Raw genomic sequence first — 25,110 nt, 5'->3', positions numbered from 1 at the left:
GTATACAAGATCAGGGGATATCGCCTGAGTCCAGGAGGCTTACAGAGGATTTAATGCCGAGCCGCCGGGCAAGGGAATGGATGCGGCCCTCAAGCTTCTTCCGGGCGGACCTGGAAGGGCAATAGGCCTCTATTGTTACCGCGAAGAGCATCCCCCCTGAATCGGTCTTGGACTCAATGCATGTCACTGCCGCTTTGGAGCTGTCAAGGAGTTTCGAGACCGTGTAGAGAGCGTCGGGCCTGTTCGGGCCGTGGAGCATTATATGCACGTTTCCGAAGGTCCGGCTTTTTGCAATTGCAAGCTCCTTTGACTTCAGGGTCAATAAGCCGGTTACCCTGTTTACCGCCTTAACAAAGGTCTTCCGGTCCTTTCCGAGGACTTCCATTGCGGCTGCGAAGTGGCCGCCAAAGGACGATATTATGGAATCCCCGACCAGGCACCCGCTCTCCTTAAGCGAGCAGAAGAGTTCTGTGAGCTTCCTGTCCTTGGGACCCGCAGCCAAGAGCGCGTATCTTTTCACAGCGCCTTCCTTTCTTTTTTAAAAGATGTGTCCTGGTGCGGGTCGGGGTGGATGTGGGAGGTTTGGAAAAGAATCGGTTTACGGCAGATCCGATTTTTTATTTTTTTTAAACCCCTCCTTTCTTTTAGAGGTTTTCGGCCGGTCCTTCTGTGACTCAGGTCACATCGGATTAGTTCCTGTACGGCTTCTTTTTAACCTCTTTATTTTTGTTCGTTTTTTCCTTTTCCCTTCATCCTTTCGGCGATTTTCCCTTCATGGCCCCTCTCGTTCGGCCGGTAGTAGGTCCTGCCCTTTAGGGACTCCGGCAGGTATTCCTGCTCGACCTCCGCGTCCTTGAAGCTGTGCGGGTACTTGTAACCCTTGCCGTAGCCGAGCCCTTTCATGAGGCTTGTGGGCGCGTTCCTTATATGGAGCGGCACGGGGAGGGCGCCGTGCTTCTTTACGTCTCCCGCGGCTTCGAGATAGGCGAGATACGAGGCGTTGGATTTCGGGGCGGTCGCGAGATAGGCGACCCCGTGCGCCAGCGGTATCCAGCCCTCCGGCATTCCAACGAAATCGACCGCGTCCTTTACGTCGACCGCCAGCCTGAGGGCCGCAGGGTCGGCGTTCCCGATGTCCTCCGAGGCGAATATGACCATGCGCCTTGCGATAAAGAGAGGGTCTTCGCCTGCCTCGACCATTCTCGCGAGCCAATAGATCGCCGCGTGCGGGTCGCTCCCCCTCATGGATTTTATGAAAGCCGAGATGACGTTATAATGCTCCTCGCCGCCCTTGTCGTAGAGAATGGCCTTCCTCTGCACAGCCTCCTCGGCGGCCTTGAGGCTTATATGCCTTACCCCTTCGGGGTCCGGCTCGGTAAGCATGTAGGCGGCCTCAAGGGCGTTTAGCGCCGTTCTCGCGTCTCCCGCCGATATCTCGGAGAGGAAATCAAGGACACCCTCCTCAAGCTCGGCCCTATAGCCGCCGAGCCCGCGCTCCTTGTCCTTCATGGCGCGCCCAAGTATTTCATTGAGCGCCTCTGAAGAGAGGGATTCGAGCACCAGCACCTTGCACCTCGATAGGAGCGGCGCGTTTACCTCGAAAGACGGGTTCTCGGTCGTCGCCCCTATGAGGGTTATGGTGCCGTCCTCCACGCTATGGAGGAACGCGTCCTGCTGAGCCTTGTTGAACCTGTGTATCTCGTCCACGAAAAGGACGGTCTTTTTGCCGCGCCGGAGGTTGTCTTTTGCGACCTTTATTACTTCCCTTATCTCCTTTACGCCCGAGAGGACCGCCGAGAACTCGATGAACTCCGATTTCGAAGCCTCCGCAACTATCCTGGCGATTGTTGTCTTGCCGGTGCCGGGCGGCCCCCAGAGGATAAGGGAAGGAAGTTCGCCTTTCTTTATTGCCCTGTCCAGGAGCTTCCCCTCTCCAAGAAGGTGCTCCTGCCCTACAAAACCCGAAAGGTCTTTTGGCCGCATCCTCTCGGCAAGCGGTGCAGGGTTCAGCCCGCTTCGGCTATCATTGAAAAGCTCAAGTTCCATATAAGAATATCTCCTACAACCGAAATTTTACTATATGCGGAAGGGAAATGGAAGGAAGGGCCGGGGCACCCCTTAACCGTTGACAGCAGAGACCCTATGGGATAGCATATCCACCGGAAATCAGGGCTAAAATTCTTTGAGAGAACTTTTTTAATGCGGATAGCGATCTTCGGGGGCACCTTCAATCCCATACATTTGGGCCACCTTAGGATAGCCGAGGAGGCGAGGGAGGCGCTTTCGTTCGAGCGCGTGGTCTTTGTGCCGACGCATATAACCCCGCATAAGTTGAGGGAGTCGCTTACGCCTCCCGAGGCGCGCTATGAGCTCGTACAGCGCGCCATAGAGGCGAACCCCGGCTTCGAGGCCTCGGATATCGAGATACGGCGCGGGGGCAGGTCGTTTACGGTCGAGACCGTGAGGGAGCTTAAGAGGGAGCGGCCGGAATCCTCTGTAAGCCTCATAATAGGGAACGACTCTTTCAACGATATAACCTCATGGTACGAGTACGAGGAGCTTCTGAACCTCTCAAGCCTCATAGTCGTGCCGAGGCCCGGCCACCCGGTAAAAAAGCCCGGTGAGGTGTTGCCGGTTGAAGTGGCCCGTAAGTTCTGGTATGATTCGGAAACCGGCGCCTACGTCAATTCCGCCGGTATCTCTATAACTTACCTGAATACGACTCTTATGGACATCTCTTCTTCGGCCATAAGGGAAAAAGTGCGTAGCGGCCTCTCGATAAGGTACCTCGTGCCCGAGAGTGTCCGTAAACTCATAGAAGAGCAGGAGCTTTATAAATGAGCCAGGCCGCTGCCAAGGCAGTCCGTCCGTAAACGGGGGGGAGGCCTCCAAAAATCCATCAAGGAGCTCTTAAACTGGAACCAAAGAAGAAGGCGCTCGAGATCGCAAGGCTCGCCCTCGACAAGAAGGCCGAGAAGGTTGTCATTCTGAACATAAAGAAACTTTCCACAGTCTCGGACTACCTCGTCATTTGCAGCGCGGAATCCGAGAGGCAGGTGCAGGCCATAGTCAATGCCGTGGAAGACGGGTTGAGAAAAGCCGGTGAGCGGCCTCTCGGCACCGAAGGCGCCGCCGAAGGGAAGTGGGCGCTCATGGATTATAACGACGTCGTGGTCCATGTCTTCCTCGAGCATATAAGGTCTTTCTACGACCTAGAAGGGCTCTGGGCCGAGGCGCCGGCCACGGAGGTCGCGGATAAATTGAAGCGCTCCGCCACCGCTAAACCCGGCACAAAGGGCGGCAAAAAAGGGACGGGAAAAAAGGGCGGGTAGGCCGGTGGCGCCTTGAAGATAGTTTTTATCTCCGTGGGCCGTATGAAAAGTGAGGGCCTGAGGGAAGCCGCCTCGGAGTATCTTAAAAGGATACGGAGATACGCGCCTGTCGAGGTCGTGGAGGTAAAGGACGAGAAGGCCACGGCCAAGGCGCCCAGGGCGGACGTCGCAAGGGGCGAGGGGCAGAGGATAATCGCGAAGCTCATGCCCGGCGATTATGTCGTCTCGCTTGCCGACACCGGGACCGGAATGACTTCCGCGGGCCTGTCGGAGCTCCTCTCCGGCATAATGGCCTCGGGCAGGAAAAGGCTTGTCTTCATAGTTGGAGGCTCGTGGGGCCTCGACAGGGACGTATACGACAGGTCTAACATGGTGCTTTCGCTTTCGCCGATGACCTTCCCCCACGACCTCGCGAAGCTCGTCCTGTATGAGCAGGTCTACAGGGGCTTTACAATAATGCGGAACGAACCCTATTCGCACTGAAAAAAAAGGAAGAGCGGCGGCAGATGTACACCAAGGTACTCCTAGTAGTAATCATACTCGTCCTGGGGGCTTTCTTCTACCTCCATACCAAGAACCCCGGCATTGTCACTTTCGTCGTAACGAGCGAATACACTTACGCGCTTCCGGCTACTCTTCTCGTCTTTTTCGGCTTTCTCGCGGGCGTCGTGCTTGCGGTCCTGAATTCGCTCGTTGCTGACGCGAGGAGGGCGCTCAGGGAGATGAAGGAGCGGAGGGAGAAGAAGCTCCTTGCCCAGGCCGACGAGAACTACAGGAAAGGGGCCGAGCTCCTTGTGAAGGGCGATACCGCATCCGCGAGGGAGCTTCTTGAGAAGGCCCACGCCGCAAAGCCGAACGAAACCGGAATGATAATAAGCCTCGCCGAGACCTACATGAGGGAGGACAGGCCCAGGGAGGCGGTGAAGGTCCTTGAGAAGGGATTCCTCAATAACCCTTCCTCCATAGGCGTCTTGAGCTCGCTTGCCCGTTGCGCGACCGAATCCGGGGACGCACAGAGGGCGGCAAAGGCCCTCGAAGAGGTCGTGAAGCTCGACCCGGGCAATCTCTATGCCTTGAGGAAATTGAGGGACCTGAGGATAAAGGAGGACCTCTGGTCCGATGCGGCGGAGCTGCAAAAAAAGATCATTGATTCCGAAAGGAACGAAGACCTCAGGAAAAAGGAGAAAAAGCTCCTTACGGGGCTCCTATATGAGTCTGCATGCGTGTCGATGAACGAGGGGAGGCTAACCGAGGCGCTCGTCAGGGTAAAAGAGGCATTGAAGAACGGCGACAAGTTCCTCCCCGGGCATATCCTCCTCGGAGAGGTGCTCGACAGGCAGGGGAGCTCTTCGAGCGCCGCAAAGGTGTGGGAGAAGGCGCTTGCCAGGTTCAGCACCCCCGAGCCGATTATCCTCAAGCTCGAGGACCTGTGTATCAGGGAATCGGCCCCGGAAAGGATACTCGAAAGGTACAATAAGGAGATACTTACGCATTCGAACGGGCTAAATATGAGGCTCCTCCTTGCACGCCTGTACCTGAGGCTCGAGATGGTCGATAACGCCATAGAAGAGCTCGAAAGACTTCAGAACGAGGGCGAGGACGGGTTCTACCATTCCGTGCTCCTCGGCGAGGCGTATCTCAGGCGTAAGCAGGGCGGCAGGGCCGCGCACCTCTTCCACAGGGCGCTCGGGCTCGACAGGGAGTACAGCCCTCATTTCAGGTGCTCGGGATGCGGCTCCGATGTGGTCTCCTGGAAGGCACGGTGCACTTCATGCGGAGAGTGGGATACACTTGTAATGAGGGGGGTGGAGTCCCAGCACAGGGCCCCGGCCCTGAGAAAGCTCTTCTGAGCCCAGCCGCCTGAAGGCCGGGCCGCGCAACCGGCTAGCGTCCCTTCCGGACGAGTTGCCCGGAAAGTCATACTGCCTGACCCCGTGCTCTGTTTATCCCCCCTCAAAAAAAGCAGGAGAACTGGATTTGAAAAAGGTCTGCCTGATCGTGCTCGACGGATGGGGCATCAACCCCGAGAACGACTCGAATGCCGTGCTCCTGGCCTCGACCCCCAATTATGACCGGCTGGTCCGGGAATATCCCGTGTCGTCAATAGACACCTCCGGATTTTCAGTGGGCCTCCCTGAGGGGCAGATGGGGAATTCCGAGGTCGGCCATCTCACAATGGGCGCGGGAAGGATCGTATACCAGGAGCTCGTAAGGATATCCAGGGCCATAAAGGAAGGCGAGCTTGAATCCCGCCCCATGATCGGAGAACTCGCAAGCGAGCTCAAACGGAGGGGCAGCGCGCTCCATCTTATGGGCCTTCTCTCGGACGGCGGGGTGCACAGCCATATAGAGCACCTCTTCGGCCTGCTCGACATCTTCAAGAGAAAGGGTGTGGAGAGGATCTACATACATGCTATACTCGACGGCAGGGACACTCCTCCATCGAGCGGCGCTCTCTACATGGAGTCGCTCCTTTCATACCTTGCGAAGAACAAATCGCCTGCCAGGGTGGCCACCGTGTGCGGCAGGTATTACGCTATGGACCGGGACAACAGGTGGGAGCGCGTAAAGAAGGCGTATGAAGCGATTGCGGAGGGAGCCGGAGCAATCGCCGAAGACCCTCTCGAGGCCGTGAAGGCGGCTTACTCCAGGAATGAAACTGACGAGTTCGTCCAGCCTACGGTGCTGGTCCGGGAAGGAAGGCCCGTAGCCCCGGTCTCGGACGGAGACGCCGTCCTCTTTTTCAATTTCAGGTCGGACAGGGCAAGGGAGATAACAAGGGCCTTCGTGGACGAGGGCTTTACCGGCTTCGAGAGGAAGGCGAGACGCGCCCTTTCGAGATTCGTCTGCATGACCGAATACGACCAAAGGCTCGGGCTTCCGGTCCTTTTTGCTCCTCAGGCGCTCCGGAACATACTGGCGGACGTCCTCTCTACCAGGGGGCTTAAGCAGTTCAGGGTGTCCGAGACCGAGAAGTACGCCCATGTGACCTTTTTCTTTAACGGCGGCAGGGAAGAGCCGTTCGAAGGCGAGGAGAGGCTCCTTATCCCGTCGGCGCAGGATGTGCCGACATACGACAAAAAGCCCGAGATGAGGGCCCTTGAGATAGCCGAGGCCGCTTCACTCAAGATAAGGGAGGGGCGCTATTCCTTCATGCTGATGAATTTCGCGAACTGTGACATGGTCGGCCATACCGGGATCCTGGATGCCGCGATCAAGGCCTGCGAGGCGGTGGACCGGGCCCTGGGCATCGTGACCGGGGCGGCCCTTGAAAACGGCTGGTCGGTTTTGATAACCGCCGACCACGGTAACGCCGAGCAGATGAAAGACCCTTCGAGCGGCGAGGCCCATACGGCCCACACAACGAACCTTGCTCCGTTCATAATGGTAGACCCGGATATGAAAGGGACGAGGCTCAAGGACGGCGGGCTTGACGACGTCGCGCCGACTGTCCTTAAGCTCATGGGACTACCCCAGCCCTCTGAGATGACCGGCAAGCCTCTTTTTTGAGGCAACCTCTACAAAATGATCTTTTCCCCGGACTCTGCGTAGTTACGTGAATAAAAATGCTCACACACTATCGTATATGCTCCGCTTTTTTCTTCCCGGCCTTCCTTACTGCGGGAAAAATCCCAAATTTTTAGAGGTTGCCTTGAGATAGGGAAGGAGTATTTTGCCCCACTGCATCATGAAGCGCGACATGCGCAGCCCTTTTATAAGTCAGCCAACCCTCCTTACGCCCGCATGGTAGCAGCACTGCAGGCTTTCGATATTGTTATCAAAGGTCCTCCTGCCGGCGTACCTGAATTCTATCCTGATGAAGGATATGCCGCCGGGAATGGTGGAGTTCATCTCCTCGACCACCCGTCCATGGCCCCACTCCGGGTGCCTCAGGTGGACGACTACTTCCCCAACCGAGAGGTACAGTTTCCTTCTCTCCTCGCGCATACCTAATTTTCCGTCTTTTAGTGAGCTCCGTCAAGTGGGAAAACCCGCGCAGGGACTGGGTGAAACGCGCTATGGGCGTTTTTTTCTCCGGCTATGGCGAGGTTCCAGCCCCCTTGAAACCGAGGCCCGGGTATGAGATGATATGGCCGGAATTCATAGCAGGGTGTTGAAAAACACCATGCTAGGCAATCCATGGATGGATTGCCAATTGCGAAGACTTGAAAGTCGAGCAATTTGTGAGGCTTGGGCGGATTCATTCCGCCAAGCCGTGTTTGAAAAAGTCCAGGAAGGACTTTTTCAACATCCTTCTAGGGAGGGCGACCTATGCCGCAGAAAGGTTCCTGTAATTATCTCACCTGCCCGATGTGCGATGTGGAAGTACCGATGGCCGGGGATGAAAAGATCGGGGAGAGCGTCTATTGCCCCTACTGCCAGACCCCGCTCGCGCTCCGGAAAGAGAAGAATACGGAAGAGTTCTTTTTGGAGGAGGACTTCTGAGCGCAGGCTGCTGAAAAAGCCCAATCTGCGTTGTCGTCTTCAAAATTGGACATTCCGGCGTACAATGAAAGTACGCCTCATTCCTCATTTTCGACTCCTCGCATCTTGAGCTTTTTGAGCAGTCTGAACGTGCCTTGAGTGATTCAGTACCCTGCTATATATCCAGCACGGCAACCGCCTTCCACCCGCTATCGGCCCTCTCCAGGCTGAACATGTGCAGGGTCACTGCCTTCACGTCAGCGCCGAGCGGGTGTTTGGCCGGGTCAAGCTCTTCTCCCGAGAGCTCGGCAACGAGGCTTAAGCCGTCCGCGCCTTCCTTTATCTCAATCTTTTCCACTCGCACAAGGAGCTTCTTCGCGTCCTTCAGGTACACAAGCTCGTTCAGGAAATCGTAGAGGAGCATGTCCCTGTCAGGGTTTTCGAGCCTTACGCTCACGCGTTTCTTTCTCTCTATCCTCTCCGGCTCGTCTACCATTACGTTCACCGTCGCTTCCGCGGCGGAGGTGAAGACCTCTTCAAGGCTTCCGCCGGTTGCCTCGAACGCTACGTCGGCAGTGGCTATTTCGTCAAGATAGCGATACGGCATTCCCGGTTTTCCTTTGCCTTTACGGCTAACCCTTTATGTTCCCGATGGGTATGAGCCGGACTACGCGCTTACTGAGCCCGGCCGATTCGGTAGCCCCGACCACTTCGTCAATCTTTTTATAGGCCGCGCCTGCCTCCTCGGCAAGCCCGCCCCATGTCACGCTCCTTACATAGATGCCCCGCTCCTCCATCTCGTGCTGGAGCTTCGAGCCCCTGTACATGCGTTTCGCGTGGTGCCTGCTCATGGTCCTGCCGCTCCCGTGCGCGGTCGTGTAGAACGCGTCCTTGCCGGTCGCGAGACCCGCGAGGAGATATGAGCCCGTCTCCATGCTCCCGCCGATTATGACGGGCTGGCCGGTCTGCATGTACCTCTCGGGGAGTCCCTTCATTCCGGGCGGTAAGGCCCTTGTCGCTCCCTTCCTGTGGACGAGGAGTTCCATCTCCTTGCCGTCAACCATATGCCTCTCGACCTTGGCCGTATTGTGGGTTACGTCGTATACCATCCTTATCCCGAGGTCCTCGGGCGGCCTCCTGAATATTGTCGAGAAGACCTCGCGTATCCTGTGGAGTATCACCTGCCTGTTCACGAAGGCCATGTTGGCGGCGCACTTCATGGCCTTCCAGTAGTCCTGACCCTCCCGCGAGTTGAAGGGCGCGGAGGCGAGTTCCCTGTCGAGCACCTTTATCCCGTATTTCGGCTCCATTACGCGAAGGAAGGCCTGGAGGTAGTCGGTCGCCACCTGGTGGCCGAAGCCGCGGCTACCGCAGTGAAACATTATGGCTATCTGGTCCGGGAGCGTGAAACCGAAGGCCCTGGCCGTCTCCTCGTCGATGACGTTCTCGGGCTTCGCGACCTGTATCTCGCAGTAATGGTTCCCGCTCCCAAGCGTGCCCACCTGATCGAACCCCCGGTCTATGGCCTTTTCGCTCACCTTCGAGGCGTCCGCCCCCTCGAAGCAGCCCCGCTCCTCTGTAAGCTCGATGTCCTCGGGCCAGGCATAGCCCTTTCTCAGGCACCAGCGCGAGCCCTCTTCAAGCGCTTCCCTGAACTCCTTCCTGTCGAGCCTCAGAAAGCCGGTGGAGCCCACGCCCGAGGGTATCCTGTAGAAGAGCGCGTCCACCAATTCCTTCAGCCTGGGTTTCACCTCTTCGAGTGTGAGGTCCGTAACGGCAAGCCTCATCCCGCAGTTTATGTCGAAGCCTATGCCCCCGGGCGATATTACCCCTCGACTTGCGTCCATGGCGGCCACCCCGCCTATGGGGAAGCCGTAGCCCCAGTGCCCGTCCGGCATGCAGCAGGCGTATTTGACTATGCCGGGCAGGCATGCGACGTTCGTCACCTGGTTGAAGACTCCTTCGTCCATCTCCCCTATGAGTTTCTCGGTCGCGTATATGCGCGCCGGGACGAGCATCCCCTGCTTGTAGCTCTTCGGGAGCTCCCAGATGGTTTCGGATATCCTTTTTATCGATGAAGGAACGGCCATAGCCCTTGCCTCTAAGGTATTATTCCCCGGCGCGGGACTTCACGGCGGTCGCGGAGGTCCTCGGTATAATCATTACTTTACCAGAAAAAAGCAAGGCTTGTTTTTCCCGTCTTGGCGGGGATTTCGGGCTTCTTGACAAGCCCGTCCTCGGGTCTAGAATTAAAATATGAACGGTTTATGCGCCGCAAGCGGACGATTTAAGCGGCATGATTTCCGAAGGGTTTTGCATATAATGGAGGTGCGAGTATGAGAAAGGGTTTATTGGCGGCCGTAATGGGCTTGATCTCGGCCGCTTTCATATCAACTGCGGACGCCCAGTACAGGATCCCGCTCGAAGGCGTCTTTCAGTTCCCGGATGCCGAAGGCTTCATAAGCGTGGAAGATTATGACTCGGGCATCAACCAGCAGGAGGTTACGGTCGAGGTAAGGGGGTTGAGGCCCAATTCCGTATACACGGCATGGCTGGCTGACGGGCCCGAGAGGATGCAGGGCCTCGGCGTGGAGGATTACTCTTTCCGGACCGACGCGGCCGGCAACGGCAGGTTCATAGCCACGGTGCCCGAAGGCGAGCTTAACAGGTGGGACATGCTGGAAATAGCCTATCACCCCACCGGCGACCCGGCTGACCTTGAAAACGCGGAGATAGCCCTGAGGGGCGATTTGGGCCTGTATGGCTAAAAGGCGCATGGTTACGGTCATCAAGGGCCTCGGCTTAAGCCGCAGGCCCTTTTGATTTTAGAGGTTACAGGCGCAACAAGAGAGGTAAATCATGAAATACCGTATTTTGACAATCGCGCTCGCGGCCGTCTTCTTTACCTCCGCCGCAGTATGGGGCTCATCCTCCAAGGTCGAGCTGACGGGCGAGGCATGGGACAGCGCTACGGGCGAAGCCGTGATAACCGATGTCGAGAACGAGGAGAAGGAGATAAGGGTGGAAGCCAGCGGCCTTCAACCCAACTCCCTCTATTCCATATGGCTCATAGACGAAACGCCGATGCTCGGAGACCTCGGGATAGGCTCCGGCGACCTGACGTTCGAGACCGATGCCGAAGGGAACGGCTCCTACACCGTCAGGATACCGTCCCGGCAGTTTAAAGACTGGGACAAGATAGAGATACTGCATCATCCGAATAACGACACCGAGGACCTGGAAGGCGCCGAGCTCGCGCTCCTGGGGAGCTTCTGGGGTTAAGGAGGCGCAAATGAACGCGCTTGGAATGGTTTTGGGATTGGCACTGGCTGCGGTCGTGGCATTCGTGCTCCCGCAGGCTTTCGCCCATACGGACAGGATGGAGATGGAGAGCTTCCTCTGGGAGGACTCAAGGGCCGAGGTCGAGATTACGGATACGGCCGAAGGCGCAAAGGAGATAACGATACGCGCCGAAGACCTCATGCCGGACTCAATGTACACCGTCTGGCTCGTGAGCGAAGAGAGGCGCGAGGCGGAGATGGTAAGCCCGATGGAGCACGGCTTCAGGACCGACTCCGATGGAAACGGGGTCTTCAGCGCCGTCGTCCCCGAAGAGGAACTGGGGAGATGGGAAAGGATCGAGGTAGCATGGCACCCGGAAGGCGCCCCGACGGTTGAAGGGATGCAGACAGCCTTTGCAGCCGGCCTCGAAGGAATAGGCTGAGAATGGCGCGGAGGCCGGGCGAGTCGATTGCGCGCCAGGCCTCCGTTTCCGGCCCTTTCCCTTGACCCCTTGAGAAGAACTATGGTAGCTTTATCCGCATGAACATCATCGTGACCGGCGGTGCCGGCTTCATTGGCTCGCACCTCGCGGCCGCGCTCCTCGAGCGCGGGGAAAAAGTTGCCGCAATAGACGACTTTAACGACTTCTACGACCCGCGGCTCAAGAGAGAGAACGCGGAAGCGCTCCTGAAAAACCCGTCTTTCAGCCTTTTCGAAGCCGACATAAGGGACCGTAAGGCCGTCGAAGAGGTTTTTGCCGCGTTCAAGCCTCACGCGGTCTGCCATCTGGCCGCCAGGGCCGGGGTGAGGCCCTCGATAGAAGACCCTCTTCTCTACGAGGAAGTGAACTGCCTCGGCACGCTGACCCTCCTCGAGCTTTCGAGGAACAACGGGATAGGCAATTTCGTTTTCGCCTCCTCCTCGTCCGTATACGGCATAAACAGCAAGACCCCCTTTTCAGAAGAGGACCCGATAACCTGCCCGATATCCCCGTACGCGGCCACGAAAAGGTCCGGCGAGCTCATGTCTTTCACCTACTCGCATCTCTGGGACCTCCCGGTAACCTGCCTCCGTTTTTTTACGGTGTACGGCGAAAGGGGAAGGCCTGATATGGCCGTCGCCAAATTCACGCGCCTCATAAGCGCCGGCAGGGAAATAGACGTCTACGGCGACGGCACGGCCAGGAGGGACTTCACCTATATCGGCGACATAGTCTCCGGCATACTCAAATCGATATACTCGCCTTCAAGGTACGAGATAATAAACCTCGGAGGCGCCAATACAATCGAGGTGAGGGGGCTTATCGCCCTCATAGAGGCGGCCCTCGGCATAAAGGCGAAGGTAAGGCATCTGCCGCCTGCGCCAGGGGACGTGCCCATAACGCACGCTGATGTATCCAAGGCGAAAAGGCTTCTGGGTTTCAGCCCTTTGGTCCGGATAGAGGAAGGCGTTGAGAGGTACGTAAAATGGTTCGTAGAGAGGGAGCGGAGGCTCTCTGAAACCCGTCCAGGAGCGCTGAGTTGAAAAAGTCTTTCATAAAATCCATAAAGGAACGGGACAGCGTCCAGGACGCCTTCCTCGTTACGAAAAAAGAGACCGGCATAAGCAAGTCCGGAAAACCCTACCTTAACCTCAAGCTCATGGACTCCACAGGGGAGATGGAGGCAAGGGTATGGGACGATGCCGAGGAGCTTTCAAAGGGGTTCAAGAAGGACGACATAGTAATAATCAAGGGCTTCGCTGTCGCTTACCAGGGCGGCATTCAGCTAAATGTCTCCTCTGTAAAGGCCGCCCCTGAGGAGAAGTACTCGCTTCGGGACTTCCTGCCGTCTTCAGGAAAGGACCCGGCAGAGCTTTCAGCCGGCCTCGATTCGGTAATAGCAGGCATAAGGGACAGGCACATAAAGGCCCTCATCGAGTCCATATTCTCGGACCCGGATATAAGGGAGGCGTTCCTCATGGCCCCTGCTGCGAAATCCATGCACCATCCGTACCTGGGCGGACTCGCGGAACACGTGCTTTCGATATGCGGCCTGGTCGGGAAGGTCGCGGCGCACTACGGCGAGTCCGTGAACAAAGACCTCCTCACGGCAGGCGCCCTGCTCCATGACATAGGGAAAATCTGGGAGCTCTCATACCAGAGGTCCTTCGACTACACGGACGAGGGAAGGCTCATCGGGCACATCACGATAGGGACGGACCTCATAGAGAGGAAGGCATGCGCCATCCCGGGCTTCCCGAGGGAGCTTTCCATGCTCCTTAAGCACCTCGTCCTTTCACATCACGGCCAGCTCGAGTTCGGCTCGCCGAAGCGGCCCAAGACGATAGAGGCGATAATCCTCTCCTACCTCGACGACCTCGACGCTAAGGTCAGCACCGTAAGGGGGCTAATCCAGGACAAGGGCGACGGCTCCAACTGGACCTCTTATCAGAGGCTCTTTGAGCGGTACATCTACAAGGGCGTTGCCCCGGTTGCACCTGAAGACGAGCAGGCCGCGGATAAAGCTGATAGGACGGATGATAACGGCGAGGACGGCAAGGGAAACCTGAACCTCTTCAAGTGAGCCCCACCATCTCTATGGACCCCGTAAAGAAAAAAGAGGCGCTCCGGAAAAGGATCGCCCATGCGTGCGCGGTTCGCTTCAACGGCTCTGTCCCGGTATTCGGAGAGGGTCCGCTCCCGTGCAGGCTCATGGTCATAGGCGAGGCCCCCGGGCGCGACGAGACGAGGCTTGGAAAACCTTTTGTTGGCAAGGGCGGGTCCTTTTTCGTCGGCGTCCTCGAGGAAGCGCTGGGGCTAAAGAGGGACGAGATATATATAACGAACGTCCTCAATATCTGGCCCAACGTCGAGACCAGGAGGCGCCGGACCAGGCCCCCGGAGAGCGACGAGGCCGGGTTCTTCATCCCTTTCCTTCTGGAAGAAATAAGCATAGTGGACCCGGCTGTCATCATAACCGCCGGGAAGACGGCTTTTTCGGCGCTTTTCCCAGGGAAGCCTTTCAGGCCGGGCGAATGGGCCGAGTTCGACGGCAGGGCGGTCATGCCCGTCTATCATCCGTCATACCTCTTGAGGAGGCAGAAGAGGCTCAAGGAGAGCGTGGCCGAGCTCAAGGATTCGCTAAAGTCCGTTAAAAAGAAGCTCGGGTCATAGCCCGGTCATTGCCCGCCGCCGGTTTTCGGGCTGCAGACCGGGCAATACGGGAGCCCGGCATCGAGCGGGCAGTCGTGTCCGCACTCGGCGCAGCAGACGCAGTCCTCCGCAGGATAGGTGCAAACCGGACAGACCTCCTCCCCAGGCACGTTCATCTTTTTGTCTTTTTTTCCCTCGCTCAATTCCATTTAGAATCCCCTCGGGCCTACCGGCCGGTTTCATTTTAGATTATACAGCCGTTTCAGCTCGCGTTCGAAACGCATCAAAAAAGCAGCCTGAACTCGGCGAAATAGAAATCCGAGCTTCCGGAAACTATCTCCCTTCTGTCGTTCAGAGGTATCTGGACCCCGGTAGTGAAATACAGGTCGCCGGGCAGGTCGTACTTGAGCGCCGGGCCTGCAAACGTGCTCCCCTCCTCCATGTCATAGATGCCGAAGCCCTGGAATTTGAGGCCGGGGCCGAGGTTAAGCCCCAGCCCGGTGCCGACCATCCGGCTTTCGTCGGAAAGAAGGTCCGAGACGCCTGCGCCAGGTATGCTCAAGAGCCGTGCGCTGTTTCTCGTGTAATTGTCTTCCATGAGCCCGTACAGGGTCGACGGGAAACCCGGGTCGAGTATGGAGCTTAAGGAATCCTGAGGCGCTCCCGGGCCTTCCGCATCGCCCTGTAGGGGCGGATCGCTCCACCATGCGCCCGTAAGGTTAGCGGAGAGGGCTGGCGGATCCAAAGGGAGGACGGCCACGAGCATACCGTATAAAAATAACAAGGGCATTTGTTTCCCGTTAACGGTTGCCAGCACAGCCAACGTATATATAATTGATTCATCCGGATTCAGAAAATCTCAAAGGAAGACGCGCTTTATGCCGGACAGAGCAAGCATGCTCAAAAACTGGCGCACACTGACTATAACGGCCGGGCTTTCGTGGCTTATGAAGCTCCTTATGATGATCCTTCTCCCCGTTGCGGCTGTGAAGGGAGAATACCTCTTTATCGTCCTCATAATCTTCTCGATAGCGGTGTCCCTGATACCGAGCCTCCTTGAGAGGAGCTATCGGGTGACGCTCCCTTTCGAGATGGACCTTCTTATAACCCTCTCCATATTCGCGAACACGTTCATGGGCGAATGGCTCGATTTCTACGAAAAAATATGGCTCTATGACAAGCTCCTCCACATGTACAGCAGCGGCGTCGTCGGCCTTCTGGCATTCATCGTCGTCTATACTTTGAATTATACAGGAAAAGTGCGGCTCTCGTTGCCTTTTATCGGCGTCTTCACCGTTACATTCGCGATGGCCATGGGCGGCATGTGGGAGATCGGGGAGTTCACGGTAGACAGCCTTTTCGGCAAAAACACCCAGAAGGGGCTCGGCGACACGATGTGGGACCTTATAAACGACCTCATCGGGGGCGCCGTAGTCGCGGCGCTCGGTATGGCCTACGTAAGGTACGCAAACCCGGACGAGCGAAAGAGGCTTGCCAAGCCGCTGGGCGAGGTCTTCGGAGCGGGTAAGAGGATAGACCGCTTGAGGGCACGCATGAAAAAGGCGGGGCCGGGTGCGGAACCGCCGGACCGGGAGGCGCAAGGGACGGAATGAAACCGGGGCGGAGCAGGGAAAAAAATAAAGGCGGCAGGTCTTACCTGCCGCCTTTTTGCCTCCGCGGACAGTTATCTCCGGTCGGTAAGAGATGGATAGGTAAGCCATCCGAAGACGGCCCCCACATCCTTCTCTTACCGATCGGGTTTCCTGCCCGCGGAGGCAGCCGCTTGCTTTCCCGGACCGGTTATTTCCAGCCGGTTAGAGGAGGTTTCGACAACCGTCCGAAGACGGCTCTCTTATCTCTCCTCTTACCAGCCGGATATCCCGGTCCGGGAAAGCAACCTTCAATCCCGATAATCCGGCCGTCAAATCTGGTACGCCTCTTCGACGTGGAAGAAGTTGTCGACTTCCTCCTCGATGACCGACGCAAGGTCGGAGACCGAGACTAGGCCCAGGAGCTTGTTGCCCTCGACCACCGGCAGCCTCCGTATCTTCTTCCTTGCCATCAGCCTTGAGGCGTCAAAGACGTCGGTGTCCGGAGGCGAGGTTATGACGTTCGTCCGCATTATTGAATTTATTTTCGTCGCGTCCGGGTCCTTCCCGCCTGCGAGCCATACGACTATGTCGCGGTCGGTCACGCAACCCTTGATCGTCTCTCCGTTCGTGAGGAGGAGATAGCCTATCCTGTAGTCCTTCATCTTCTTCGCCACTTCGCGTATGCTCGCGTCAGGGCCGGCCGTTATGACCTTCTTCTGCATTATCTGCTTTAGCTGCATTTCCCTTACCCCTTTCTTGTTTCATGGGGAGACAGGCTTATGATTAAATCGTAATCCATAACCTGTCTTTGTCAAGATGCCCGAACTCTTTATGCCGAAGCCTTAATTTGATGGTATCCCAAAATCGGGAGGTGTCAAGTCGGGAGGGAATACGGTCAAAGGGCTTCGAAGGGCTTCCTCGTTTGACTCGCCCTTTTCCGGGATTATACTTTAGATAAGTTTCCGAGCGAATTGTCTTATCCGGCACGACCTTTCTGCCTGGGCAAGGCTTCCCCCAAAGAGAAGATTGAAATTATTCAGGACCGGAGTGGGCACATGGGTCTCCTATCATGCTCTATCCCCGTACTGTTTTTCCTGGTGTCCGGGTGCGCTTTGATAGATGACGTAATCGTCATAGAATCCAAAAAGGAGACGAGGGCAATGGCTGCGGGTACCGTCGCAAAGGAGGGATTTGCGGCAGGCGACTGCGCGGGCGCTCCGGGAAAAGCGCCAGTCCATTGCAGGGACATAAGGAGCGCCGACAAGGCAGGGTATGAGGACGGGTCCTCGATCAGGCCGATACCGAAGCCCACGGACGGGAAAAACAGCGCTTCCGAGCAGGATTCAGGGTTTGCTAACCTTTTCAGGAAACTGGTGAAGACCGGGATGCGCCTCTATACCTGGCCTGAGGCGGATTAGCATGCCCGAGCTTCCTGATGTGGAAACCATGAGGCGCTATTTCGAAAAGACTTCGCTCCGGAAACGAGTGGTTGAGGTCGGGATAATCACGCCGAGGGTGCTCGATGGAAGCCCGGAAGAATTCCAGGCCGCACTGATGGGGAGGCTCTTCATCTCCACAAGGAGGCATGGGAAGTACCTTTTCGCTTCGGCGGAAGGCCCGTGGCTCGTTCTGCACTTCGGCATGACGGGCGGGCTTGAGTTCAAGGCCGCGGGCGGGCCGCCGCCTCCGCACACGCGGGTGGCCTTCGGCTTTGCGGACGGCTCCCGACTCTATTTCTTCGATATGAGGATGTTCGGCAGGGCCGGGATAACGGACGATGTTGACGCGTTCATCGAGCGGAAAAAGCTCGGCCCGGACGCGCTCTCAATTAAATTCGGACCTTTCAGGGCGGCCCTAAGAAAAACGAGACGGGGCATCAAGCAGGCCCTCATGGACCAGTCGGTCCTGGCCGGTCTCGGTAACGTCTACGCCGACGAGGCGCTTTTCCAGTCGGGCATACACCCGCTTGCGGACGCAGGGAGCCTGACGGACGATGACGCGCAGAGGCTTTTCAGGGCCATTGGAAAATCGCTGCAGAAGGCCGTGAGCCTTGAGGCTCAAGCGTCCCGGTTCCCGAAGGGGTTCATAATCCCAAGAAGGTACAAAGGCGCGCGCTGTCCGAGGTGCGGGGCAGAGATCGAGGCGCTCTCGATACAGAAAAGGACTGCCTATTTCTGCCCGGTATGCCAGAGGCCGAAGCGAGGAGAATAAAAAAGGGCGTCCCTCCGAGAGCGCCCCTTTTGACTTTCTCTGTGCTAAGGTTGCGTTTACTGCCCTTCCTTGAACGCCTCCACCTGCAAAAGGAGCTTCACCTCGTCGCTCACCCCAGGTATGGCGTAGGTCATGCCGAAATCCGAGCGTTTTATCGTGGTCGCCGCGTCAGCCCCGCAGACGTATTTCTTGTTTATCGGGTGCACCCTGCAGTTGAACGAAGATACGGCGAGGGTGACGGGCCTGGTTACGCCCAGTAGCGTGAGCTCGCCTGCAATGCTCTTCGGCACATCATTCTCGAACTCGACCGCGCTTGATTTGAAGGTTATGGTCGGGTATTTGTCGACGTTGAAGAAGTCCTCGTTCCTCAAGTGCTTCTCCAGCTCCTCGAGGCCGGTGTTTATCGTTTTAGCGTCTATCATTATTTCCACGGTCCCCGTCCTTGCCGCGCGGTCGAGGGTTATGCGGCCGCTCGTGGTATTGAAGCGTCCGCGCTGGGTCGAAAGCCCCATGTGGCTCACCTCGAAGCTCGGGTAAGTGTGCCGCTGGTCGATAACGTAGCTCTCCACCTCCGCATAAGCGGGGAGCGCGAAGAATAGAACCGAAACAGCCGCCATCAGTCTTTTCATGCCCGTCAAGCCCTCCTTTTGATGGTTGATTGCGCGTTTTATTTTGCCGCCTTGCCCGGGTCATCATTTTTTTCCGGCCGGCGCCCTGAACCTGAAGAGTATCTCGACCTCATCCGCAACGGTCCCGGTGTCGGACCAGGCGCCTTCGCCTATCCCGAAATCGAGGCGCTTTATAATGAACTTGCCTTCAAAGACCCACGAATCTCCGGCCTTCTTGGCCGTAAAAGGCGCGCTCACCTGTTTTTCCCGGCCTTTGATGGCCATGACTCCGCTTACGACGTATCGGCCCGGCCCGGTCTCCTTGACCGAGGTCGATCTGAACTCGGCCCTGGGGTGGTTTGCCGTATCGAACCAGGACTTCCGCTTTATCTCGACAGTGGCCTCATCGGAGCCCGCGTCAATGCTGTCGAGATATATGGTTATCATCGCTTTGCTCTTGGCGGCGTCCGCGGGATCAAAAACCACATCGGCGTCGAATTTGCCGAAGCCCCCCTTTATGGGGACCCCCATCTGCCTGGAGATAAAATCGATGCGGCTGTCTTCCTTGACTATCGGGACCGAAGCGGCAATGTCCGGCAGCATGGCGATAAGGAGCAGGGCGCCCGCGAGCGTGCGGAGCCCGAGTATGCGCCGGAGGACGTCGTCCCTGTCTATGAAGTGGTGCTTGAGGGCGGCCATTATGTGGACGGCAACCGCGGCCAGAAGGGCCTTGTTCATGACGAAGTGGACGAGCTCAAGCCATTCCGCAAGGGCCTTGTCCCTGGTTACCAGGTCTGGTAGCGGAAGGATTCCCAGAAAGACCGTCTGGAAACCGTGGGCCGAGCTCATGAGCCAGCCCGTGAGCGGGACCGCGAGCATGAGCGCGTAGAGGATCAAGTGCGATGCCCTGGCCGCGTTCCGCTCCCAATGGGGCATCCCGTCCGGAAGGGGCGGCGGCGGGTTGAACGACCGCCAGCCGAGCCTTATGACGGCCAGGAGAAATATCGTGATCCCGGCCCATTTGTGGTATGAGAAAAGCTTGAGCTTCGACGGAGAGAACGCGAGCGTTACCATGTAGGCCCCTATGGCGAAAGCCGCGGCTATGAGGACCGCGCTCGCCCAGTGGAGGACTATGGCCCCGAGGGTGTAACCAACGGAATTTTTCCGGAATGAGTTACCCATCTTGTCCTGGATAGCGCTGGACTCCCTTTTCAGGCGGAAGCTCAAGAAAGGGGTGGCGCTCCTGATTGGCTTGCCGGGTCAGGGATACCGGGTTTTCCCTATAATCCGATGAGCGCCGCGCCGCGGGCCCTACGGCGTGCCGATACCCGTGTTGTGCATGATCCCAGGAATGAACGAAAGCTCCTTATCCGACCCGCTCTGCAAGTATGATAACGGATTTCACAGGGCCTTTGTTCCGTGCATCCGCTAAGTTCCGCTGATGAGTCCTCGCGCTTTTACGGGCTTTCTTTCTGGGTCTTCTTGAAATTAAACATGTTCCGAGCGGTGTTGAACTCGAGATGGGGCAGGTTGTCGGTATTTACGAGATTGAAATCCCTCAGATGATAGTCGACCATATCGAAAGGGACTACCGGGGTCTGGATGTAGGATACGATAAAATCCGTGGTGGCCCTTGCGAAAAGGTTCTCCGCGTCGTACTTGACTCTCGGTACTGCTAGAAGGCTTTCTATGTAGGCCGGGTCCACGGCAGGATATTCGTGTGAGGCGATGATGGCCACATCGAGCCCCTCCACCCAGTAGGAGACGTATTCGAACCTCTCCCTTAAGGTCTTGATGATGAGCTTCATATCATCGGTGCTCATTTCATATCCCGGAGCCCACTGGAATAGCAGCCCGCCTTTCTTTAGCTTTTCGTCGGCCGTCTTGTAGAATTCCCGGGTGAAGAGCATGGAGACGCCCGAGACCCAGATGTTCGGCGGCTCGGATACGATGACGTCGTATTTATGAGGGGTCGTCTTTACGAAATGGCGCCCGTCATGGATATGTACGCTTATCCGAGGGTCGTTCAGGGCGTCATTGTTGACGCCCCTGAAATACGTGCCGGTCGCCTCTACCACCAGGGGGTCTATTTCCACCACATCGATATGTTTTACGAGCGGGTGGGCCTTTATGGCCCCCACTGTAAAACCGCCGCCCAGTCCGATATTCAGGACCCTTTCAGGGTTCTTGTGGAGGAAGAGCGGCAGGTGGCCTATAAGGAGCTGCGTGCGCGTATCGACCTCGTTGTTCGACGCGTCCACCTTGCCGTTATTTATGAGCTGCAGCTCGTTTTTCATCTTGTCGTGCCGGACGGAAACCAGACCGTAGTGCCCGTGCCTGGAGTAGACGATATTCCTTTCCATGTAGTACTTGTTGTACTTGAATTCCTCCAGCGACGACTTCCTTATGCCCCCGTAGTATACGCCCCAGTTGAGCGAGGGCGGGTTTCCGAAGAAATAGCCTCCGGCGATGAAGATACCGGCCAATGCGGCTCCCAGCGCGTAATGGAGTTTGGCGCGGCCTCCGGCCAAGACGAGGGCTGCGAAACCTATTAGAAAATATGCCGCGAAAGCCAGGAAGTTGGCCTTTTCGAGGCCGAGGGAGGGTATTATGAAGAAGCCGGCGGCAAAGGCCCCGGCGATCCCGCCGGCGGTGTTGAAGGCGAAGGTGATGCCTGCGTCCTCGCCCCTGGTCTCCTTTTGCCTTCCGAAAATCCTTACGGCAAGCGGGAAATTCGCGCCCATGAGGGCGGCCGGCACGAGCATTATGAGAAAGGCTATCAGGAAGAGCATTCCCTGGAACAGGTAAAAATCATCGATTCTCTGGAACAGCTTGAAATATATGGTCTCAAGCCAGGTGGAGGAGCGTATCACCAGGAGCGCGAACCCGCCTATCAGTATCTCGATATAGGCGAAGAGGAGGAGCGGGTTTTTGAGGCTTTCCAGGCGGCGCTTTACCGCGAAACTACCGATGGAGATCCCCAGGAGGAACGCGGCTATGACAATCGAAAACGCGTATATGCTGGTCCCGAAGATGAGGTGGAAATACCGGGACCAGACGACTTCGAGCATGAGGGCGGAGAAACCGCCGAAAAAGAGCGCGGCGAGTATGAAGGCCCTTGCCGGATCGAGCTTTAGCCCGGCCTTTGCGCTAGCGGCTGCCGTTTCAGCACCGGCCGCCTCTTCCGGCGCGCTACGTTTTGTGACCAGTACGAGCGCGCCGAGGATCACATAAGCGAGGGCCGCTATAAAAGAGGACTCCCTGAGGCCCAGATGCGGCACAAGGACGAACCCGCTCACGATTGCCCCGAGCGCCGCCCCGAGTGTGTCGAGGAAGTAGATGAAGGCAACGTCCTTCCCGAGCTTCCCGAATTCGACTGAATAAAGGTAGGTGCATATCGGGAACATGGACCCTATTATGGTCGTGGGGAAAATGAGTATAGCGAATATGAGGACGAGCTTCAGGAGATTGGAGGCCAGGGCGGATTCTATATTGCTTGAGAGGCTTATATATATGATATCCACCAGGCCGAAGAGGTACCCTATGAAGAAGCAATAGGCGCCGAGCAGCAGAAGGAGCGCACCCATTGTCATGTACTTGTTTCGCGCCCTCCTTATCCAGACGCCGCCAAGATAGCCGCCCAGGGCTATACCCGAGAGGAACACGGTGAGGGTGGTCGATATTGAGAGGGCGGTCGAGCCTAATATCGCCATTATGTTGCGGGTCCAGAGGACCTGGTAGACGAGGGAGATGAAGTTGACCGCGAACACGGTCAGAAGCAGTACGGCGACCCCCTTCCTTCTCATATTCCCGACACGCTTATCCTTTCGCTGTGGCTGATGTGCAAGGCAAGTTCGCTTCAAGCCGGGCCGAGCCTGAGGCCTGTTTGTATCGCATGCGTCCGGCTTGCCTCGGCAAATCCTTTTTTCAATTGCGTGCCGGAATTGTATTAAAAATCGGAACAATTATCAACAGACAAAATAGGCCGAAGGGAGGGCGAGGGGAGCTATCGTCGCGTTTTTTAATGGGAATAAGGGAAGATAGGCGGAAATTCGCCGGTTTGCGGGCGGGCAGAGCAGGCGCGCCGGGATGGATTCGAGTGAAAGAAAGCCCAATAGATTAAGCCGGTTTCACTCGGAATCCGCGCGACGGGTCATTTGCCGAGCTTGTACCTGAGATAGCATTCCCCGACAGGGCCGGGCTTCTCGCTTCCTGTAAGCTCTATCCCTGTCTTAAGGGCTTTCCCCATCGCCGACTTGACCATCTGGCTTATCGGGCATACGCCCTTCTTGCCGCCGTTCCTCAGGATCTCGTTGCCGTTGCAGATATCGCAGCCTTTTACATAGAGGTAAGCGGTGCAGTCGTCATTGAACTCGAACCTGGCCACGTCCGAGAACCTGAACGGCCCGCTCATGTAGGCTTCTATCGCTTCCTTGAACCCCGCCCTGTCGGCTGGAAGCTCCTTGAATGTCTTCTGCCAGGCGTTCGCAAGGAGCGCCCCTATCCGGGCGTTATATTTGGGGGCGTCCTCGCCGAGTGCCTCGAAAACGGCCGCATGATACGCGGCGAAAAACTCCTTTGAAAAATCGTGTGGCATCGTTTTCTCCTCTTTCACTATCATATTACGTTCACCTTTCCGGTAAGGTGCCGCTTTTCGTTAAGGTGCTCGAAAAGGACCTCCCTCATGATGTCGCAGGCCGTCATGACCTTAGGGTTCGCGAGCGAATATCTGATGCTCACCCCCTCTCGCCTGCTCTTAAGTAGCCCCTTTGTCCGCATGATGGAAAGGTGCTGGGAGGCGTTCGCGTTGGAGATGCCGACCCTTGCGGCTATCTCGGTCGCCGAAAGCTCCGTATCGCGGAGGATATGGAGTATCTCCAGGCGCTTCGGGTTGGCTAGGCACTGGCATACGCCCGCCTGTATCTCGAAGACCTCTTTCTGTATCGAATCCTTTTTGCTCATTGCCAATCCTCGTGATAATCAATTATTTAATAAACTGCTTAAATAGTATCCCGGCGCGGCCTTCAGGTCAAGGAAAAAAGCGGGGCCGGGAGATCGGAATATTTCCGGGAATGCAGGAGTGAGGATGAGTACTTTGGAACTGGCGGGAGATGGCCATCCATGCCCGCCCGCCCTGTGCCGCATTCCTTGAAATGAAGCAAAAATCAGTATTTCCTGCCGCTCTTGAGGCTTTCCTTGAAATACGCGTTCACGTTATCGAGCGCGCAGAAGCTCCCGCACATGGTGCATGTGTCAGGCACCTCAGGCGCGCGGCTCGTCCTTATCTCCGCGGCCTTCTCGCCGAATAGGCCGAGCCTCTGCTGCTCGTCCCACTTCAAGTCCCTCCTGGCCTTTGCCATAGCCATGTCCCTCGATGCGCTTTTTAGCTTCACCATGTCGCCTGCGTGCGCGGCTATTCTCGCGGCCCTCACGCCCTCGACGACGTCGTCCCTGTTAGGCAATGCAAGGTGCTCCGCCGGGGTCACGTAGCAAATGAGGTCCGCCCCGTATCGCGCGGCCTCGGCAGCGCCGATGGCAGCGGTTATGTGGTCGTATCCCGCGGCGACGTCGGTCGTCAGCGGGCCGAGCACATAGAAGGGCGCGTCATTGCTCATCCTCTTCTGGAGCTTAACGTTCGCCTCTATGTCGTCTAGCGGCAGGTGCCCCGGCCCCTCGCACATCATCTGGCAGCCCATCTCCTGCCCGAGCTCCGCAAGCTCGCAGTTTATGAGAAGCTCCTGCACCTGGGCCCTGTCGAGGCTGTCATGCACCGCGCCTGCGCGTAGCCCGTTCCCGAGGCTAAGGACGCAGTCATATTTCTTCAGTATCCCGACGACCCTGTCGAACTTCTCATAGAGCGGGTTTTCGCGATTGTTCCTGAGCATCCAGCCGACCATGTAGGAGCCGCCCCGGGAAACGAGCCCGCCGTAGCGGTATCCCTGCCTGTTAAGGCGCTCTATCGTGAGCCTGTTAATGCCGCAGTGCACGGCCATGAAGGAAATTCCATCGGCGCACTGCCTCTCAAGCACGTCGAAAAGGAGCTCTTCAGTGAGCTTGTTGGGGTCATGGTATCTTTCGATAGCTTCCTTGAAGGCCTGGTAGAGCGGGACGCTCCCGACCGAAAGGGAAGTGGCCGCAAGCACCTCTTTCCTTATGGCGTCTAAGTCGCCGCCGACCGAAAGCTCCATCAGGGTGTCCGCACCGGCCTTCTCGGCGGCAAGGGCCTTTTCCACCTCGGCCTTCATGTCGATTATGTCCGAAGACGTCCCTATGCTCGCGTTGACCTTTGTCCGTAGCCCAGCGCCGATCGCCACGAGCCGCGCCTTCCTCCCGGTGTTGTTCGGGATGACGGCCTTGCCTTCGGCTATCATCCGCCTTACGTATTCCGCCGTCCTGCCCTCGTTTTCCGCGGCCTCCGCCATCTCCTTCGTTATCGATCCGTTCCTTGCGGCTTCTATCTGCGTCATATCCCCTCCTTGGAAATAAAAAAAAATCCCCAGAGCTTTCGCTCTGAGGATTGCACCCTG

29 protein-coding genes are annotated in these 25,110 nt (G+C 57.1%); 15 read left to right on the top strand and 14 right to left on the bottom strand.

Annotation, left to right across the window (positions count from 1 at the left end; all coding sequences use genetic code 11):
* Positions 1 to 10: 10 nt before the first annotated feature.
* Both K8I01_05860 and K8I01_05855 read right to left on the bottom strand, forming a co-directional pair.
* A complete protein-coding gene (locus K8I01_05860; protein ID MBZ0219938.1) occupies positions 11 to 520 on the bottom strand; it encodes a hypothetical protein in 510 nt (169 codons plus the stop codon).
* Between the two features lie 200 nt (positions 521 to 720).
* A complete protein-coding gene (locus K8I01_05855; GenBank protein MBZ0219937.1) occupies positions 721 to 2,046 on the bottom strand; it encodes a replication-associated recombination protein A in 1,326 nt (441 codons plus the stop codon).
* Positions 2,047 to 2,199: 153 nt separating this feature from the next.
* Here K8I01_05855 and nadD point away from each other — a divergent pair, with 153 nt between their 5' ends.
* From nadD to gpmI, 5 genes are all read left to right on the top strand, one after another.
* On the top strand, positions 2,200 to 2,841 hold the full coding sequence (gene nadD / locus K8I01_05850; GenBank protein ID MBZ0219936.1) for a nicotinate-nucleotide adenylyltransferase: 642 nt from the start codon (positions 2,200 to 2,202) through the stop codon (positions 2,839 to 2,841).
* Positions 2,842 to 2,915: 74 nt separating this feature from the next.
* Entirely contained in the window at positions 2,916 to 3,332 is a 417-nt protein-coding gene (rsfS, locus tag K8I01_05845; GenBank protein ID MBZ0219935.1) for a ribosome silencing factor, read from the top strand.
* Positions 3,333 to 3,344: 12 nt separating this feature from the next.
* Positions 3,345 to 3,815 carry a 23S rRNA (pseudouridine(1915)-N(3))-methyltransferase RlmH gene (locus K8I01_05840; protein ID MBZ0219934.1) on the top strand — a complete coding sequence of 157 codons (471 nt, stop codon included), beginning with the start codon at positions 3,345 to 3,347 and terminating at the stop codon, positions 3,813 to 3,815.
* Between the two features lie 23 nt (positions 3,816 to 3,838).
* A complete protein-coding gene (locus tag K8I01_05835) occupies positions 3,839 to 5,182 on the top strand; it encodes a tetratricopeptide repeat protein (protein MBZ0219933.1) in 1,344 nt (447 codons plus the stop codon).
* A gap of 121 nt (positions 5,183 to 5,303) precedes the next feature.
* Entirely contained in the window at positions 5,304 to 6,842 is a 1,539-nt protein-coding gene (gpmI, locus tag K8I01_05830; protein ID MBZ0219932.1) for a 2,3-bisphosphoglycerate-independent phosphoglycerate mutase, read from the top strand.
* A 210-nt stretch (positions 6,843 to 7,052) separates the two neighbouring features.
* Here gpmI and K8I01_05825 read toward each other — a convergent pair whose 3' ends face one another.
* Entirely contained in the window at positions 7,053 to 7,280 is a 228-nt protein-coding gene (locus K8I01_05825) for a DUF3553 domain-containing protein (protein ID MBZ0219931.1), read from the bottom strand.
* Between the two features lie 324 nt (positions 7,281 to 7,604).
* Here K8I01_05825 and K8I01_05820 point away from each other — a divergent pair, with 324 nt between their 5' ends.
* Complete coding sequence (locus K8I01_05820; protein MBZ0219930.1) at positions 7,605 to 7,778, top strand: hypothetical protein; 174 nt, start codon at positions 7,605 to 7,607, stop codon at positions 7,776 to 7,778.
* 154 nt (positions 7,779 to 7,932) lie between these two features.
* Here the strand turns inward: K8I01_05820 and K8I01_05815 are convergent, their stop codons facing one another.
* Positions 7,933 to 8,364 (bottom strand): archease, encoded by a 432-nt coding sequence (locus tag K8I01_05815; GenBank protein MBZ0219929.1) that lies wholly within the window; start codon positions 8,362 to 8,364, stop codon positions 7,933 to 7,935.
* Between the two features lie 25 nt (positions 8,365 to 8,389).
* Positions 8,390 to 9,847 (bottom strand): RtcB family protein, encoded by a 1,458-nt coding sequence (locus K8I01_05810; protein MBZ0219928.1) that lies wholly within the window; start codon positions 9,845 to 9,847, stop codon positions 8,390 to 8,392.
* A gap of 246 nt (positions 9,848 to 10,093) precedes the next feature.
* On the opposite strand from K8I01_05810, the gene K8I01_05805 reads away from it, so the two are divergent.
* The 6 genes from K8I01_05805 (at position 10,094) to K8I01_05780 (ending at position 14,193) form a co-directional block, all read left to right on the top strand.
* Complete coding sequence (locus K8I01_05805) at positions 10,094 to 10,525, top strand: hypothetical protein (GenBank protein MBZ0219927.1); 432 nt, start codon at positions 10,094 to 10,096, stop codon at positions 10,523 to 10,525.
* Positions 10,526 to 10,616: 91 nt separating this feature from the next.
* A complete protein-coding gene (locus K8I01_05800; protein ID MBZ0219926.1) occupies positions 10,617 to 11,039 on the top strand; it encodes a hypothetical protein in 423 nt (140 codons plus the stop codon).
* A 10-nt stretch (positions 11,040 to 11,049) separates the two neighbouring features.
* On the top strand, positions 11,050 to 11,481 hold the full coding sequence (locus K8I01_05795; protein ID MBZ0219925.1) for a hypothetical protein: 432 nt from the start codon (positions 11,050 to 11,052) through the stop codon (positions 11,479 to 11,481).
* A 98-nt stretch (positions 11,482 to 11,579) separates the two neighbouring features.
* A complete protein-coding gene (locus K8I01_05790) occupies positions 11,580 to 12,563 on the top strand; it encodes a GDP-mannose 4,6-dehydratase (GenBank protein MBZ0219924.1) in 984 nt (327 codons plus the stop codon).
* Positions 12,560 to 13,603 (top strand): HD domain-containing protein, encoded by a 1,044-nt coding sequence (locus K8I01_05785; GenBank protein MBZ0219923.1) that lies wholly within the window; start codon positions 12,560 to 12,562, stop codon positions 13,601 to 13,603. Before K8I01_05790 ends, K8I01_05785 begins: the two co-directional genes overlap by 4 nt.
* A 14-nt stretch (positions 13,604 to 13,617) precedes the next feature.
* Positions 13,618 to 14,193, top strand: coding sequence for a uracil-DNA glycosylase (locus tag K8I01_05780; GenBank protein MBZ0219922.1), 576 nt, complete (start codon positions 13,618 to 13,620; stop codon positions 14,191 to 14,193).
* 5 nt (positions 14,194 to 14,198) lie between these two features.
* Here K8I01_05780 and K8I01_05775 read toward each other — a convergent pair whose 3' ends face one another.
* Positions 14,199 to 14,381: a hypothetical protein gene (locus K8I01_05775; GenBank protein MBZ0219921.1), complete on the bottom strand. Its 183-nt coding sequence runs from the start codon at positions 14,379 to 14,381 to the stop codon at positions 14,199 to 14,201.
* Between the two features lie 74 nt (positions 14,382 to 14,455).
* Positions 14,456 to 14,956 (bottom strand): hypothetical protein, encoded by a 501-nt coding sequence (locus K8I01_05770; protein ID MBZ0219920.1) that lies wholly within the window; start codon positions 14,954 to 14,956, stop codon positions 14,456 to 14,458.
* Between the two features lie 94 nt (positions 14,957 to 15,050).
* Here K8I01_05770 and K8I01_05765 point away from each other — a divergent pair, with 94 nt between their 5' ends.
* Positions 15,051 to 15,785, top strand: coding sequence for a hypothetical protein (locus tag K8I01_05765; protein MBZ0219919.1), 735 nt, complete (start codon positions 15,051 to 15,053; stop codon positions 15,783 to 15,785).
* Between the two features lie 308 nt (positions 15,786 to 16,093).
* On the opposite strand, the gene K8I01_05760 is transcribed toward K8I01_05765, so the two are convergent.
* Entirely contained in the window at positions 16,094 to 16,504 is a 411-nt protein-coding gene (locus tag K8I01_05760) for a CBS domain-containing protein (GenBank protein ID MBZ0219918.1), read from the bottom strand.
* Positions 16,505 to 16,819: 315 nt separating this feature from the next.
* Between K8I01_05760 and K8I01_05755 the strand changes: the two genes are divergently transcribed.
* Both K8I01_05755 and K8I01_05750 read left to right on the top strand, forming a co-directional pair.
* Positions 16,820 to 17,182, top strand: a complete 363-nt coding sequence (locus tag K8I01_05755; GenBank protein MBZ0219917.1) for a hypothetical protein — start codon at positions 16,820 to 16,822, stop codon at positions 17,180 to 17,182.
* Position 17,183: 1 nt separating this feature from the next.
* On the top strand, positions 17,184 to 17,975 hold the full coding sequence (locus K8I01_05750; protein MBZ0219916.1) for a DNA-formamidopyrimidine glycosylase: 792 nt from the start codon (positions 17,184 to 17,186) through the stop codon (positions 17,973 to 17,975).
* 56 nt (positions 17,976 to 18,031) lie between these two features.
* Here the strand turns inward: K8I01_05750 and K8I01_05745 are convergent, their stop codons facing one another.
* From K8I01_05745 to thiC, 6 genes are all read right to left on the bottom strand, one after another.
* Entirely contained in the window at positions 18,032 to 18,604 is a 573-nt protein-coding gene (locus tag K8I01_05745) for a YceI family protein (protein MBZ0219915.1), read from the bottom strand.
* A 63-nt stretch (positions 18,605 to 18,667) separates the two neighbouring features.
* The gene (locus tag K8I01_05740) at positions 18,668 to 19,810 is read right to left on the bottom strand and encodes a cytochrome b/b6 domain-containing protein (protein MBZ0219914.1); all 1,143 of its coding nucleotides are present in this window, start codon (positions 19,808 to 19,810) and stop codon (positions 18,668 to 18,670) included.
* Positions 19,811 to 20,040: 230 nt separating this feature from the next.
* Entirely contained in the window at positions 20,041 to 22,389 is a 2,349-nt protein-coding gene (locus tag K8I01_05735) for a fused MFS/spermidine synthase (GenBank protein MBZ0219913.1), read from the bottom strand.
* A 347-nt stretch (positions 22,390 to 22,736) separates the two neighbouring features.
* Complete coding sequence (locus K8I01_05730) at positions 22,737 to 23,180, bottom strand: hypothetical protein (protein MBZ0219912.1); 444 nt, start codon at positions 23,178 to 23,180, stop codon at positions 22,737 to 22,739.
* Between the two features lie 20 nt (positions 23,181 to 23,200).
* On the bottom strand, positions 23,201 to 23,527 hold the full coding sequence (locus K8I01_05725) for a metalloregulator ArsR/SmtB family transcription factor (protein MBZ0219911.1): 327 nt from the start codon (positions 23,525 to 23,527) through the stop codon (positions 23,201 to 23,203).
* 221 nt (positions 23,528 to 23,748) lie between these two features.
* Entirely contained in the window at positions 23,749 to 25,050 is a 1,302-nt protein-coding gene (gene thiC, locus K8I01_05720) for a phosphomethylpyrimidine synthase ThiC (GenBank protein ID MBZ0219910.1), read from the bottom strand.
* Between the last annotated feature and the right edge of the window lie 60 nt (positions 25,051 to 25,110).

The organism is Deltaproteobacteria bacterium (assembly GCA_019912665.1).
GTDB lineage: Bacteria > Desulfobacterota > GWC2-55-46 > GWC2-55-46 > GWC2-55-46 > UBA5799.
The sequence above is the reverse complement of the archived record's forward strand: the minus strand, read 5'-3'. Positions and strand labels throughout refer to the sequence as shown.